The 13889-nt window shown below is 71.8% G+C and carries 14 protein-coding genes; 13 read left to right on the plus strand and 1 reads right to left on the minus strand.

The features are described from left to right. Positions 1-30: 30 nt before the first annotated feature. From ABH925_RS12910 to ABH925_RS12965, 12 genes are all read left to right on the plus strand, one after another. Complete coding sequence (locus tag ABH925_RS12910) at positions 31-963, plus strand: Rossmann-like and DUF2520 domain-containing protein (protein WP_370147580.1); 933 nt, start codon at positions 31-33, stop codon at positions 961-963. After that, positions 960-1805: a pantoate--beta-alanine ligase gene (gene panC / locus ABH925_RS12915; protein ID WP_370147581.1), complete on the plus strand. Its 846-nt coding sequence runs from the start codon at positions 960-962 to the stop codon at positions 1803-1805. The genes ABH925_RS12910 and panC overlap by 4 nt, the downstream gene beginning before the upstream one ends. A 102-nt stretch (positions 1806-1907) precedes the next feature. Next, the gene (panD, locus tag ABH925_RS12920; RefSeq protein WP_370147582.1) at positions 1908-2399 is read left to right on the plus strand and encodes an aspartate 1-decarboxylase; all 492 of its coding nucleotides are present in this window, start codon (positions 1908-1910) and stop codon (positions 2397-2399) included. Continuing rightward, the gene (locus ABH925_RS12925; RefSeq protein ID WP_370147583.1) at positions 2396-4051 is read left to right on the plus strand and encodes an L-aspartate oxidase; all 1656 of its coding nucleotides are present in this window, start codon (positions 2396-2398) and stop codon (positions 4049-4051) included. Before panD ends, ABH925_RS12925 begins: the two co-directional genes overlap by 4 nt. A 5-nt stretch (positions 4052-4056) precedes the next feature. Then, a complete protein-coding gene (gene nadC, locus ABH925_RS12930; RefSeq protein ID WP_370147584.1) occupies positions 4057-5037 on the plus strand; it encodes a carboxylating nicotinate-nucleotide diphosphorylase in 981 nt (326 codons plus the stop codon). A 49-nt stretch (positions 5038-5086) separates the two neighbouring features. Continuing rightward, positions 5087-5872: a type III pantothenate kinase gene (locus ABH925_RS12935; RefSeq protein WP_370147585.1), complete on the plus strand. Its 786-nt coding sequence runs from the start codon at positions 5087-5089 to the stop codon at positions 5870-5872. Positions 5873-5971: 99 nt separating this feature from the next. Further along, complete coding sequence (locus tag ABH925_RS12940) at positions 5972-6841, plus strand: hypothetical protein (RefSeq protein WP_370147586.1); 870 nt, start codon at positions 5972-5974, stop codon at positions 6839-6841. Between the two features lie 119 nt (positions 6842-6960). Further along, the gene (gene lysX / locus ABH925_RS12945) at positions 6961-8484 is read left to right on the plus strand and encodes a bifunctional lysylphosphatidylglycerol synthetase/lysine--tRNA ligase LysX (RefSeq protein ID WP_370147587.1); all 1524 of its coding nucleotides are present in this window, start codon (positions 6961-6963) and stop codon (positions 8482-8484) included. Positions 8485-8619: 135 nt separating this feature from the next. Further along, positions 8620-8790, plus strand: a complete 171-nt coding sequence (locus ABH925_RS12950) for a hypothetical protein (protein ID WP_370147588.1) — start codon at positions 8620-8622, stop codon at positions 8788-8790. A gap of 135 nt (positions 8791-8925) precedes the next feature. Next, on the plus strand, positions 8926-9432 hold the full coding sequence (locus ABH925_RS12955) for a BlaI/MecI/CopY family transcriptional regulator (protein ID WP_370147590.1): 507 nt from the start codon (positions 8926-8928) through the stop codon (positions 9430-9432). Between the two features lie 9 nt (positions 9433-9441). Continuing rightward, positions 9442-9945 (plus strand): amino-acid N-acetyltransferase, encoded by a 504-nt coding sequence (locus ABH925_RS12960; RefSeq protein ID WP_370147592.1) that lies wholly within the window; start codon positions 9442-9444, stop codon positions 9943-9945. Positions 9946-10058: 113 nt separating this feature from the next. Next, the gene (locus ABH925_RS12965) at positions 10059-10406 is read left to right on the plus strand and encodes an Lsr2 family protein (RefSeq protein ID WP_370147593.1); all 348 of its coding nucleotides are present in this window, start codon (positions 10059-10061) and stop codon (positions 10404-10406) included. Here ABH925_RS12965 and ABH925_RS12970 read toward each other — a convergent pair. After that, positions 10378-10899, minus strand: a complete 522-nt coding sequence (locus ABH925_RS12970) for a hypothetical protein (RefSeq protein ID WP_370147594.1) — start codon at positions 10897-10899, stop codon at positions 10378-10380. The two genes, ABH925_RS12965 and ABH925_RS12970, sit on opposite strands and share 29 nt — an antisense overlap. A 436-nt stretch (positions 10900-11335) precedes the next feature. On the opposite strand from ABH925_RS12970, the gene ABH925_RS12975 reads away from it, so the two are divergent. Next, positions 11336-13849 (plus strand): ATP-dependent Clp protease ATP-binding subunit, encoded by a 2514-nt coding sequence (locus ABH925_RS12975; RefSeq protein WP_370147595.1) that lies wholly within the window; start codon positions 11336-11338, stop codon positions 13847-13849. Positions 13850-13889 lie beyond the last annotated feature (40 nt).

A 13889-nucleotide genomic window follows, 5' to 3' on the forward strand; every position in this document is an offset into this window, starting at 1 on the left:
AGGACTGGAACGGAAGAAGGTGCACCAAGCGTGAGCGCGAACGGATTCGGGCTGCCCGATCTCGGTGACCCCGCCGCGCCCGACAACCGGCCCGCGCGGCTGGCCGTCGGGGTGGTCGGCACCGGGCGGGTCGGGCCCGCCCTGGGCGCGGCCCTGCAGCTGGCCGGGCACCGGGTGGTGGCCGCCTCCGGGGTGTCGGCGGCCTCGCGCCGCCGCGCCGAGCTGCTGCTGCCGGGGGTGCGGCTGGTGACCCCGCCGCAGGTGATGGCCGCCGCCGACCTGGTGCTGCTGACCGTTCCCGACGACGTGCTGCCCGAGCTAGTGGCCGGACTCGCGGCCACCGGCGCGGTGCGGCCGGGACAGCTGCTGGTGCACAGCTCGGGCGCGCACGGGGTGGCGGTGCTGGAACCCGCCACCCGGGCCGGGGCGCTGCCGCTGGCGCTGCACCCCGCGATGACCTTCACCGGCACCGCCGTGGACGTGGCCCGGCTGGCCGGCTGCCCGTTCGGGGTGACCTCGCCGGAGGAACTGCGGCCGGTGGCCGAGGCGCTGGTGGTGGAGATGGGCGGCGAGCCGGAGTGGGTGCCGGAGGCCGTCCGCCCGCTCTACCACACGGCCCTGGCGCACGGCTCGAACCACCTGGTCACCCTGGTCGCGCAGGCCATGGAGATCCTCACCGACGCGGGTGTCGCGGAGCCCGGCCGGATGCTGGGCCCGCTGCTCGGCGCGGCCCTGGACAACGCCCTGCGCAGCGGCGACGCCGCGCTGACCGGGCCGGTGGCACGCGGTGACGCGGGGACCGTGCGCACCCACATCACACAGCTGCGGGCGGTCTCGCCGCAGGTGCTGGACAGCTACCGGGCGATGGCCCGGGCCACGGCGGACCGGGCCCTGGCCAACGGGATGCTGAAGGCGGAGTCGGCCGAGGCGTTGCTGGACGTCCTCGCGGAGGAGGAGACGTGAGCACCACACTGGTCCGGACGGCCGCGGAGCTGGCCGGTGTCGGGCGCGGCGGCGCCCGCGCGGTGGTGATGACCATGGGTGCGCTGCACCAGGGCCACGCCGCGCTGGTGCGGGCGGCCCGGGACCGGGTCGGCGCCGGCGGCACCGTGGTGGTGACGGTCTTCGTGAACCCGCTGCAGTTCGGCCCGGGCGAGGATCTGGACCGCTACCCGCGCACCCTGGACGCCGACCTGGCCCTCGCCGGGCAGGCCGGGGCGAGCGTGGTGTTCGCCCCGTCGGTGGACGAGGTCTATCCGGGCGGCGAGCCGCGGGTGCGGATCGACGCCGGGCCGATGGGCACCGGGTACGAGGGCGCGTCCCGCCCGGGGCACTTCGACGGGATGCTCACCGTGGTCGCCAAGCTGCTCCATCTCACCGCCCCTGACCTGGCCTTCTTCGGAGAGAAAGATGGCCAGCAGCTGGCCCTGATCCGGCGCATGGTCAGGGACCTGAACTTCCCGGTGGAGATCGTCGGCGTGCCGACGGTCCGCGAGGAGGACGGCCTGGCGCTGTCCAGCCGCAACCGCTTCCTCGCCGCGGAGGACCGGCGCACGGCGCTGGCGCTGTCCCGGGCGCTGTTCGCCGGCCGGGACGCCGCCCCCGCCGGTCCCGAGGCGGTGCGCAGGGCGGCGGACCAGGTTCTCGCGGCAGCCGGCCTGGTGCCGGACTACCTCGCAGTCATCGACCCGGCCGACTTCACCGGGATCGAGCAGGACGGCTTCCGGGGCGAGGCCGTGCTGGCCGTCGCCGCGAAGGTCGGCACCACCCGCCTGATCGACAACGTTCGGCTGCAGTTCGGCTGAACAGCACGTCGGTCGGACCGCGTGGCGAACCGAACCGCGCTGCGGTCCGGACCGAGTCCCCGATGTCCCGCCCGGCATGTACTCACCACAGGAGACGTGACCATGATCCGCACCATGCTCAAGTCCAAGATTCACCGTGCCACCGTCACCCAGGCCGACCTGCACTACGTCGGCTCGGTGACGGTCGACCAGGATCTGCTGGACGCCGCCGACCTGCTCCCCGGCGAGCTGGTCCACATCGTCGACATCGACAACGGCAACCGGCTGGAGACGTACACGATCGCGGGGGAGCGGGGTACCGGCATCATCGGTATCAACGGCGCCGCCGCCCGTCTGGTGCACCCCGGCGACCTGGTCATCCTGATCGCCTACGCCCAGCTGGAGGACGCCGAGGCGCGGACCTACCGGCCGCGGGTGGTCTTCGTGGACGGTGACAACAAGGTGACCCACCTCGGCGGGGACGCCGCGCACGCCCCCGAGGGCAGCGGTCTGGTCTCCGGGCAGACGGATTCCCGTGCCATACCCGGGCAGGCGTACGGTGACCCCGACGGCGCGGCCAACAGCGCGCCCACGTACGCACGGAGCGAAGCATGACCGCAGTGACCCGGCTCACCGCCCCGGCCCCGGGCTGGACCGCCGCCACCGACGTGGTGGTCGTCGGCTCCGGCGTGGCCGGGCTCACCACCGCGCTGCGGCTGCGGGCCTCCGGCCTGCGGGTGCTGGTCGTCACCAAGGCCATGCTGGACGACGGCTCGACCCGCTGGGCGCAGGGCGGCATCGCCGCCGCGCTCGGCGAGGGCGACACCCCCGAGCAGCACCTGGACGACACGCTGGTGGCCGGCGCCGGGCTGTGCGACGAGGAGGCGGTGCGGGTCCTGGTCACCGAGGGCCCCGAGGCGGTACGGCGGCTGATCGCCACCGGCGCGCACTTCGACGCGGACGCCGAGGGCTCGATACTGCTCACCCGCGAGGGCGGCCACCACCGCCGCCGGATCGCGCACGCCGGCGGCGACGCCACCGGCGCGGAGATCTCCCGCGCCCTGGTCGAGGCGGTCCGCGCGGACGCCGACGTCGAGGTGGTCGAGCACGCCCTGGTGCTGGACCTGCTCACCGACGCCGAGGGCCGCACCGCCGGGCTGACCCTGCACGTGATGGGCGAGGGCCAGCGCGACGGCGTCGGCGCGGTGCAGGCGCGCGCGGTGGTGCTGGCCACCGGCGGCATGGGCCAGGTGTTCTCGGCGACCACCAACCCCGCCGTGTCCACCGGTGACGGCGTGGCGCTGGCGCTGCGGGCCGGGGCCGAGGTGACCGACCTGGAGTTCGTCCAGTTCCACCCCACCGTGCTCTGGCTCGGCCCGGACGCCGAGGGCCAGCAGCCGCTGATCTCCGAGGCGGTCCGCGGCGAGGGCGCCCACCTGGTGGACGCCGACGGGACCCGGTTCATGGTCGGGCAGCACGAGCTGGCCGAGCTGGCGCCCCGCGACATCGTCGCCAAGGGCATCATGCGGCGGATGCGCGAGACCGGCACCGAGCACATGTACCTGGACGGGCGGCACTTCGGCGCGCCGATGTGGGAGGAGCGCTTCCCCACCATCCTCGCCTCCTGCCGCGGCCACGGCATCGACCCGGTCACCCAGTTGATCCCGGTGGCCCCGGCCGCGCACTACGCCTCCGGCGGGGTGCGCACCGACCTGCGCGGCCACACCTCGGTCTCCGGCCTGTACGCCTGCGGCGAGGTCGCCTGCACCGGGGTCCACGGCGCGAACCGGCTGGCCTCCAACTCGCTGCTGGAGGGCCTGGTCTTCGCCGAGCGGATCGCCGCCGACATCGTCGCCAGGGACCGGGCCGGCAAGCTGACCCCGCGTCACCAGGACGGCGCGCAGGCGGCCGTCCGGGTGCCGCTGCTGGCGCCGGAGGCCCGCGCCGAGATCCAGCGGCTGATGACCCGGGGCGTGGGCGTGCTCCGCAGTGCCGTCACCATGGCCGAGGCCGCCGACGGCCTGGCCGCGCTGACCGCCGAGCCCGCCGACACCGGCAAGGGCGAGCAGCCGCAGGTGGAGACCTGGGAGGCGACCAACCTGCACCTGGTCGCCACCGCGCTCACCGCCGCCGCCCTGCTGCGCGAGGAGACCCGCGGCTGCCACTGGCGCGAGGACTTCCCGGACCGCGACGACGCCACCTGGCGCACCCACCTGATCAGCAGTCAGCAGGACAGCCTTCTCACGACCCTTCCCCAGGAGCACTGAACCGCATGAGCGCCAACGACCTCCACATCCACGAAGATCTCCCGCTCGTCGACGAGGCCGGCGGCTGCGGCGACGGCTGCGCCTGCGGCGAGGGCGAGTACGAGACCGGCCTCGACCCCCAGCTCGCCGCCCTGCTGGTGGAGGCCGGCCTGGACCCGGTCGAGGTCGAGGACGTCGCCACCCTCGCGCTGGCCGAGGACCTGGCCGGCGGCGAGGACGTCACCTCGGTCGCCACCGTCCCCGAGGACGCCGTCGCCACCGCCGACTTCACCGCCCGCGAGGCCGGCGTGGTGGCCGGGCTGCGGATCGCCGAGGCGGTGCTGTCGCTGGTCGCCGAGGAGGAGTTCAGCGTCGAGCGGCACGTCGAGGACGGCGACCGGGTCGAGGCCGGGCAGGTGCTGCTCAGCGTCACGACCCGCACCCGGGACCTGCTCACCGCCGAGCGCAGCGCGCTCAACCTGCTCTGCCACCTCTCCGGCATCGCCACCGCGACCCGGGCCTGGGCCGACGCCCTGGAGGGCACCGGCGCCGTGGTCCGCGACACCCGCAAGACCCTGCCCGGGCTGCGCGCCCTGCAGAAGTACGCGGTGCGCTGCGGCGGCGGGGCCAACCACCGGATGGCGCTGTCCGACGCGGCCCTGGTCAAGGACAACCACGTGATCGCCGCCGGCGGTGTCGCCGCCGCGTTCACCGCGGTTCGCGCCGCCTACCCGGAGCTGGCCGTCGAGGTCGAGGTCGACCGGCTGGACCAGATCCCGCCGGTGCTGGAGGCCGGGGCCGACCTGGTGCTGCTGGACAACTTCACCGTCCCCGAGCTGCGCGAGGCGGTGGCGCTGGTGGCCGGCCGGGCCCGGCTGGAGTCCTCCGGCGGGCTGACCCTGGACAACGCCCGGGCCGTGGCCGAGACCGGGGTCGACTTCCTCGCCGTCGGCGCGCTCACGCACTCCTCGCCGATCCTTGACATTGGTCTGGACCTCCGCGGATAGTCCTTCGATCGGCCGCCGCACCCCTTCTCCGAGAGAGCCTTCCACCGCCATGCTGCTCACGATCGACGTCGGCAACACCCACACCGTCCTCGGCCTGTTCGACGGTGAGGAGATCGTGGAGCACTGGCGGGTGTCCACCGACCCGCGTCGCACCGCGGACGAGACCGCGGTGCTGATGCAGGGCCTGATGGGGGCGCACCCCGCGCTGGGCGAGGACACCGTCGACGGCCTGGCGATCTGCAGCACCGTCCCCTCGGTGCTGCACGAGCTGCGCGAGGTCACCCGCCGCTACTACGGCGACGTGCCGGCCATCCTGGTGGAGCCGGGGGTGAAGACCGGCGTCCACGTCCTCACGGACAACCCGAAGGAGGTGGGCGCCGACCGGATCGTCAACACCCTGGCCGCCAAGCACCTCTACGGCGGCCCGTGCATCGTCGTCGACTTCGGTACGGCCACCACCTTCGACGCGGTCAACGAGCGGGGCGACTACGTCGGCGGGGCCATCGCGCCGGGCATCGAGATCTCCGTGGACGCGCTGGGGGCGCGCGGGGCGATGCTGCGGAAGATCGAGATCGTCAGACCGCGGAACGTGATCGGCAAGAACACCGTCGAGTGCATGCAGTCCGGCATCCTCTACGGCTTCGCCGGGCAGGTGGACGGCGTGGTCAACCGGATGGCCGCCGAGCTCTCCACCGACCCGGACGAGGTCCAGGTCATCGCCACCGGCGGGCTCGCCCCGCTGGTGCTGGGCGAGGCGAGCAGCATCGACGTGCACGAGCCCTGGCTGACGCTGATCGGACTGCGCCTGGTCTACGAGCGCAACACCGCGGGCTGACCTTCCGTCAGTCCTCCCGGGCGGCAGCGCGTGGGGCCGTTCGGGTGGGTTCGCGCGTCGATAATCACAAATGGGACATCATCGGCATAGTGTCGCTCCATGCCTACGCCTCACGGGTCGCGCGGCGGTATGGCCTTCAGCGCGGACGAGCTGCGGGTGCTGCGACGGGCCCTCGCCCAGGTGCTGCACCCGGCAAGCCCTGCCTCTTCCCTGTCGTCCGTTCCGACGCCCACCCTCAGCGCCCTCGCCACGTTCCCGCTGCCCGGCTCCCGGCTCCCGGCCGCCGCCGTCGACGACTGGGTCCGCGCCGCCTGGGTGGAGGACGTCCAGGACGTGCTGCGGCTCGCCGAGTCCATCGACGAGGCGGTGCACGAGGCGGGCCGGATGCGGGCCTTCGCGCTCGCCGACCTGACCCGCTACCGCCAGGCCCTGCCCGGCAGCGCGTCGGGCTACCTGGAGCGGCTGGAGGACGCCGTCGCGGACGGTTACCTCCCTGCCGCCGACGACCTGTCCGCGCTCCGCGCCCTGACCGCGCTGCCGTGCGCGCACGGCGAGCGCAGCCGGCGGCTGCGGCTGCGCTCGCGCTGCGCGGAACTGGCGGAGGCCGCGGTGCGCCGGCGGCTGCAGCCGGGCCCGGCCGCGCCCGCCGCCGCGATCCCGCCGCCGGCCCCGGCGAGCGACAACGTCGCGGAGTTCGCCCGGCCGTCACGCCTGCGTGACCAGTCACGAGCTGCCGCCCCGGCAGCGGGGGGCCATGCACGCCCCCTTCCGTCCCGACGTGGAGGACCGATCCCCATGGCCCCGTTCGCCGCCACCCCCGGCCCCGAGGACAGCGCCCCCAAGGGCGGCAGCCGGGACGGGGACACCCCCGCCCCGCCGGAGCCGCCGCGCCCGATCCCGACCCCCGGCGACCTCTGGCCCCGCGGGGTGCGCCGCCCCCACGGCGAGGCGCAGCTCGCGACGGGCTGAAAGGGGCGCGGGGAACTGCGCGAGATCGGAAGGCGACGACCTGTGCCCTTCCGCCTCGCGCAGTTCCCCGCACCCCTGTTGTGGCGGAAGGCCGCCCGTGGGGTGGATACCCTGGTGGGGTGACTGATCAGACCCCCGTACCCGCGTCCGACGACCTTCCCGAGCAGATGCGGGTCCGCCGCGAGAAGCTGGAGCGCCTGCGCGCCGCCGGCGTGGACCCGTACCCGGTCGGGTTCCCGCGTACGACGACCCTGGCCGACCTGCGCGCCGCCTACCCGGGCCTGGACGCCGACGTCGCCACCGGCGACCGCGCCGGGGTCACCGGCAGGGTCGTGCTCAGCCGCACCGGCGGCAAGCTGTGCTTCGCCACGCTCCGGGACGGCACCGCCGACCTCCAGGTGATGCTCTCGCTGGACAAGCTCGGCGAGGAGCGCCTCGCGGCCTGGAAGTCCGACATCGACCTGGGCGACCACGTCGGCGTCGAGGGCGAGGTCATCACCTCCAAGCGCGGCGAACTCTCGGTCATGGTGGACCGGTGGGAGCTCACCGCGAAGTGTCTGCGCCCGCTGCCGGACAAGCACAAGGGCCTGTCCGACCCGGAGGCCCGGGTCCGCCAGCGCTACGTGGACCTGATCGTCAACGCCGAGGCCCGGGAGATGCTGCAGCTGCGCAGCCGGGTGGTCCGCTCGCTGCGCCGCACCTTCGAGGAGCGCGGGTTCCTCGAAGTCGAGACGCCGATGCTGCAGCCGGTCCACGGCGGCGCCAACGCGCGCCCGTTCAAGACCCACATCAACGCCTACGACATGGACCTCTATCTCCGCATCGCGACCGAGCTCTACCTGAAGAAGCTCATGGTCGGCGGTACCGAGAAGGTCTTCGAGATCAACCGGAACTTCCGCAACGAGGGCGCCGACGCGACCCACAACCCGGAGTTCACCGCGATCGAGTCCTACGAGGCCTACGGCGACTACGACACCCAGGCCGAGCTCACCCGCGAGCTGGTCCTGAACGCCGCCAAGGACGCCCTGGGCGGCACCGTGGTGCGCGGCCTGGACGCCCACGGCGAGGAGACGGAGATCGACCTCGCCGAGCCGTGGGAGACGGTCAGCGTCTACCCGGGCATCTCCGCCCACCTCGGGGTCGAGGTCACCCCGGAGACCACGGTCGACGAGCTGCGTGCGCTCGCCGAGGAGCACGGCATCCCCTACGAGAAGAAGTGGGGCCACGGCCAGCTGGTGCTGGAGATGGTCGAGCGGCTGCTGGAGCACAACGCGATCCGGCCGACCTTCATCCGGGACTACCCGACCGAGGTCTCCCCGCTGACCCGTGCCCACCGCAGCATCCCCGGCGTGGCCGAGAAGTGGGACCTGGTGATCTTCGGGACCGAGATCGCGACCGCCTACTCCGAGCTGGTCGACCCGGTGGAGCAGCGGGCCCGGCTCACCGCGCAGTCGCTGCTCGCGGCCGGCGGCGACGTCGACGCCATGCAGGTGGACGAGGACTTCCTGCGCGCCCTGGAGTACGCGATGCCGCCCACCGGTGGCATGGGCATGGGCGTGGACCGTCTGATCATGATGCTGACCGGCAAGAACATCCGCGAGACGGTGCTCTTCCCGCTGGTGAAGCCGGACGCCCAGCAGTAGCCTCCGGCGGCCCGCCGCTGCAGCGCCGACCCCGGTCCCTGATCCGTTCAGGGGCCGGGGTTAGCCTTTTCAGGCCAGCAGCGCGCGGTCCGGGCGGCAGCGCGCAGTCGTCCCTCCCCGTAGGCGGTCCGGAACATGCAGTACCTAGAGGCTCTGACGCCCCCCGTCGTGATGGCCATCGCCTTCGCACTGATGATCCGCACCCTGTTCCGCAACCAGGGCGGGGCCAACGCGGCCAAGGAGGACGCCGTCGCGGAGGCGATCACCCTCGCCGGGACCCCGGGTCCGCGGACCGCCGAGGACTGAGCGGGCAGCGGGCAGCGCGGGGGCCGGGCGGGCACGCCCGGTTTCCGGGAATGCGGGTTATCCGGCGGTTTGGCGCGCCACAATGGCTTTGTCCGGTAAAGGTGATATTTGCACGGCCAGGGGGAGAGATCCGCTATGGTGCGCCAGCTCGGTGAACTGGAGAACGAGGTGATGACCCGGGTATGGCAGTGGAACCGCCCGGTCACCGTTCGTGAGGTGCTTGAGGATCTGCTCCGGGAGCGCGAGCTCGCATACACCACCGTGATGACCGTGATGGACAAGTTGTTCCAGAAGGGATGGCTTCGCCGGGAACAGGAGGGCCGCGCCTTCCGATACGAGCCGGTCTCCTCCCGCGAGGCTTATACCGCGGCCTTGATGAACGAGGCGTGGGCGACGAGTGACAACCCGGCCGCGGCTCTGGTCCACTTCTTCGGGATGATGTCCCCGGAACAGCAGGAAGCACTGCGCGACGCATTGCGGGTCGCCGCGCCGCCGCCCGTCGAGGCGAGTAGCGAGCAGAGTACGAGTGACGAGCAGAGTACCGATGCCGGTGTCGATGTCACCACCGAGGCGAGTGGCGCGTCGAGTACGGATCCCGCCGACGGTGATATCGGTGCGCAGCCCCGGGCCGGCACACGATAGGTTCGCCGCATGGAGGTCACGATCCGCCGGGCGCGGACCACTGATGTGCGCGCGGTACGCCGGCTCTTGGACGGCTATGCGCGCGAACGAATCCTGCTCGACAAGCCCACCGTGACCCTGTTCGAGTCCGTTCAGGAGTTCTGGGTCGCCGAGCGGGACGACACCGCGGAGGTCGTGGCCTGCGGCGCGCTGCACGTGATGTGGGAGGATCTGGCCGAGGTCAGGACGCTGGCGGTCGATCCGTCCTGCCGTGGCACCGGTATCGGGCACCAGCTGCTGGTCAAGTTGACGCAGACGGCCCGCTGGATCGGTGTGCGCCGAATTTTCTGTCTGACGTTCGAAGTCGACTTCTTCGCCAAACACGGCTTCGTCGAGATCGCGTCCACTCCGGTGCCCGGCACTGTCTACGACGAGCTGCTGCGCAGCTACGACGAAGGTGTCGCCGAGTTCCTCGACCTGGAACGCGTCAAGCCCAACACCTTGGGCAACACCCGGATGCTGTTGCATCTCTGAGCGGGGTGCCGCGGGCGGTCCGAAGATGCCTCTCACGCGGGGGTTTGAATTTTTCGCGGAAAGAGGGTTTCCTTTCCTACAAGTAATCCATGCTTTTGAGGAAAGGGAAGCCCGTGGCGCAGAAGGTTCAGGTCCTTCTTGTCGACGATCTCGAGGGCGGCGAGGCGGACGAGACGGTGACGTTCGCTCTTGACGGGGTTGCCTACGAGATCGACCTCACGCACACGAATGCGGGGAGGCTGCGCGAGCTGCTCAACCCGTACACCGAGAAGGGCCGCAAGCAGAGCGGCCGGGCCGGCGTCGCACGCGGTGGCCGTGGCGGCCGCGCTCCGCGTCCGGTCGGCGGAAACCCGGACACGGCGAAGATCCGTGCCTGGGCCAAGGAGCAGGGCTACGACATCAACGACCGTGGCCGGGTCCCCAGCACGATCCTCAAGGCGTACGAGAAGGCCAACGACTGACGAGGGTCCGGTCCAGATGGGCCCGGGCGCAGGCGTCCGCCAGGGCGTCCAGCAGCCCGGGCAGGTGCTCCGGGGGCAGTGCGGCGTCCGCCGACGCCGGACGCCGGTGCGGGACCACCACCGGCGGCGGTACGGCCGGCGGCGGCGGGGCCGTGCGGGGTGCCGCGGCCGGGAGGAGTGCGGGGGGTGCGGCGCAGCCACGGCGCGCTCTCAGCACACCGTCCAGATGCCCCCAGCCGAGCCAGCGGAGCAGATCGGGCACGTCCTCGGCGCTGCCGGGGGCCAGCCGGACCGTCAGCCGGTCCCCGTGGACCGTCACGGCTCCGGTGGGCCGTCCGCGTCGGCGCAGCCGGGCCAGCGCGGCCAGGCCCGCGTCCAGCGGCGCGTCCACCCGGTCGCACGGCCCGGTCGGGCCGGGCTGCCCGGCGGCATCGCAGGGGCACTGCCGGGCCTGGCCGGGGACCCGGGGGCCCGCGAGCTGAGGGCTGGTCACAACCGGAACAACGTCCACCGGGGGATCCGGTTACGCAGGACGCCTCACCCGGCGCACAGCGTCACCTGCCCGGCCCGTGCGGGTCGGCCGACTTCTCGGTGGGCGAACAGCTGATGCCCGGAAATCGGTATGGAAGTCCGGGTGGCCCGGGTATGAATGGTTGAGGAGCAGTGCTTACGCAGCAGGTGAGCAATGCTCCGCGGCGTGTCGGGGGAAGCGTTCGCCGTCGGCGTAGCGTTTCCAGGTGGATCTGCCTGGCCTGCGGGAACACCATCCCGCAGCATTCGGTTGGAGTCATTGTGACCGTCACGAGCGTCGCGGGGCGGCGGGGTGTCGGCGGTTGAAGTGAGCTGTTCCGGCCTCCGGGACTAGCATGCGGAAGGACAGGGTGGGGACCGACCCCTCACTGCCCGACCGCTCTGAGGAGCGATTAACGATGTTCGAGAGGTTCACCGACCGCGCGCGGCGGGTTGTCGTCCTGGCTCAGGAAGAAGCCCGGATGCTCAACCACAACTACATCGGCACCGAGCACATCCTCCTGGGCTTGATCCACGAGGGTGAGGGTGTCGCCGCTAAGGCCCTGGAGAGCCTCGGGATTTCTCTTGAGGCGGTCCGCCAGCAGGTTGAGGAGATCATCGGGCAGGGGCAGCAGGCCCCGTCCGGCCACATCCCCTTCACTCCTCGGGCGAAGAAGGTTCTGGAGCTGTCGCTCCGCGAGGCCCTCCAGCTCGGCCACAACTACATCGGGACCGAGCACATCCTGCTCGGCCTCATCCGCGAGGGCGAGGGCGTCGCCGCCCAGGTCCTCGTGAAGCTCGGCGCCGACCTCAACCGGGTCCGGCAGCAGGTCATCCAGCTGCTCTCCGGCTACCAGGGCGGCGGCAAGGAGTCGGCCACGGCCGGCGGCCCCGCCGAGGGCACCCCCTCGACGTCGCTGGTCCTGGACCAGTTCGGGCGCAACCTCACCCAGGCTGCCCGCGAGGCCAAGCTCGACCCGGTGATCGGGCGCGAGAAGGAGATCGAGCGGGTCATGCAGGTGCTGTCCCGCCGCACCAAGAACAACCCGGTCCTGATCGGTGAGCCCGGCGTCGGCAAGACCGCCGTGGTGGAGGGTCTGGCCCAGGCGATCGTCAAGGGCGAGGTCCCGGAGACGATCAAGGACAAGCAGCTCTACACCCTCGACCTCGGTGCGCTGGTCGCCGGTTCCCGCTACCGCGGTGACTTCGAGGAGCGCCTGAAGAAGGTGCTCAAGGAGATCCGCACCCGCGGCGACATCATCCTGTTCATCGACGAGATCCACACCCTGGTGGGTGCGGGTGCCGCCGAGGGCGCGATCGACGCGGCCAGCATCCTCAAGCCGATGCTGGCGCGGGGCGAGCTGCAGACCATCGGTGCCACCACGCTGGACGAGTACCGCAAGCACCTGGAGAAGGACGCGGCGCTGGAGCGCCGCTTCCAGCCGATCCAGGTCGCCGAGCCCTCGCTGGCGCACACCATCGAGATCCTCAAGGGTCTGCGGGACCGCTACGAGGCGCACCACCGGGTCTCCATCACCGACGCGGCCCTGGTCGCGGCGGCGACCCTGGCGGACCGCTACATCTCGGACCGCTTCCTGCCGGACAAGGCCATCGACCTCATCGACGAGGCCGGCTCGCGTATGCGCATCCGCCGCATGACCGCGCCGCCGGACCTGCGCGAGTTCGACGAGAAGATCGCCGACGTCCGCCGGGACAAGGAGTCCGCGATCGACGCGCAGGACTTCGAGAAGGCCGCCTCGCTCCGCGACAAGGAGAAGCAGCTCCTGCAGGCCAAGGCCAAGCGGGAGAAGGAGTGGAAGGCCGGCGACATGGACGTCGTCGCCGAGGTGGACGAGGAGCTGATCGCCGAGGTGCTGGCGACGGCCACCGGCATCCCGGTCTTCAAGCTCACCGAGGAGGAGTCCTCCCGGCTGCTGCGCATGGAGGACGAGCTGCACAAGCGCGTCATCGGCCAGAAGGACGCCATCAAGGCGCTCTCCCAGGCCATCCGGCGCACCCGTGCGGGCCTCAAGGACCCCAAGCGCCCCGGCGGCTCGTTCATCTTCGCCGGTCCGTCCGGTGTCGGTAAGACCGAGCTCAGCAAGACCCTCGCCGAGTTCCTCTTCGGCGACGAGGACGCGCTGATCCAGCTCGACATGTCCGAGTTCAGCGAGAAGCACACCGTCTCGCGGCTGTTCGGCTCGCCTCCCGGCTACGTCGGGTACGAGGAGGGCGGCCAGCTCACCGAGAAGGTGCGCCGCAAGCCGTTCTCGGTCGTGCTCTTCGACGAGGTCGAGAAGGCCCACCCGGACATCTTCAACTCGCTGCTGCAGATCCTGGAGGACGGTCGGCTGACCGACTCCCAGGGCCGGGTCGTCGACTTCAAGAACACGGTCATCATCATGACCACCAACCTCGGCACCCGTGACATCTCCAAGGGATTCAACCTGGGCTTCGCCGCCCAGGGCGACATCACCAGCGGGTACGAGCGGATGAAGACCAAGGTCGGCGAGGAGCTCAAGCAGCACTTCCGCCCCGAGTTCCTCAACCGTGTCGACGACATCGTGGTGTTCCACCAGCTGTCCGAGGACGACATCATCCAGATCGTCGACCTCATGGCCGCCAAGGTGGACGACCGCCTCAAGGACCGCGACATGGGTCTGGAACTGACCCCGGCCGCCAAGTCCCTGCTGGCGAAGCGTGGTTACGACCCGGTCCTGGGTGCCCGGCCGCTGCGCCGGACCATCCAGCGCGAGATCGAGGACGTGCTGTCGGAGAAGATCCTCTTCGGCGAGCTGCGCTCCGGCCACATCGTGGTCGTGGACGTCGACGGCGAGGGAAAGACCGCGAAGTTCACCTTCCAGGGGAACGACAAGGTCCCCATCGCCGACGCTCCGCCGGTCGCCGCGGGCCCGGACCTCAGCAAGGGCTGAGCACCGCAGTCGAACACCGTAGGGCCCGGTTCCCCGACAG

It is taken from the genome of Streptacidiphilus sp. EB129 (assembly GCF_041262645.1).
Taxonomy (GTDB): domain Bacteria; phylum Actinomycetota; class Actinomycetes; order Streptomycetales; family Streptomycetaceae; genus Streptacidiphilus.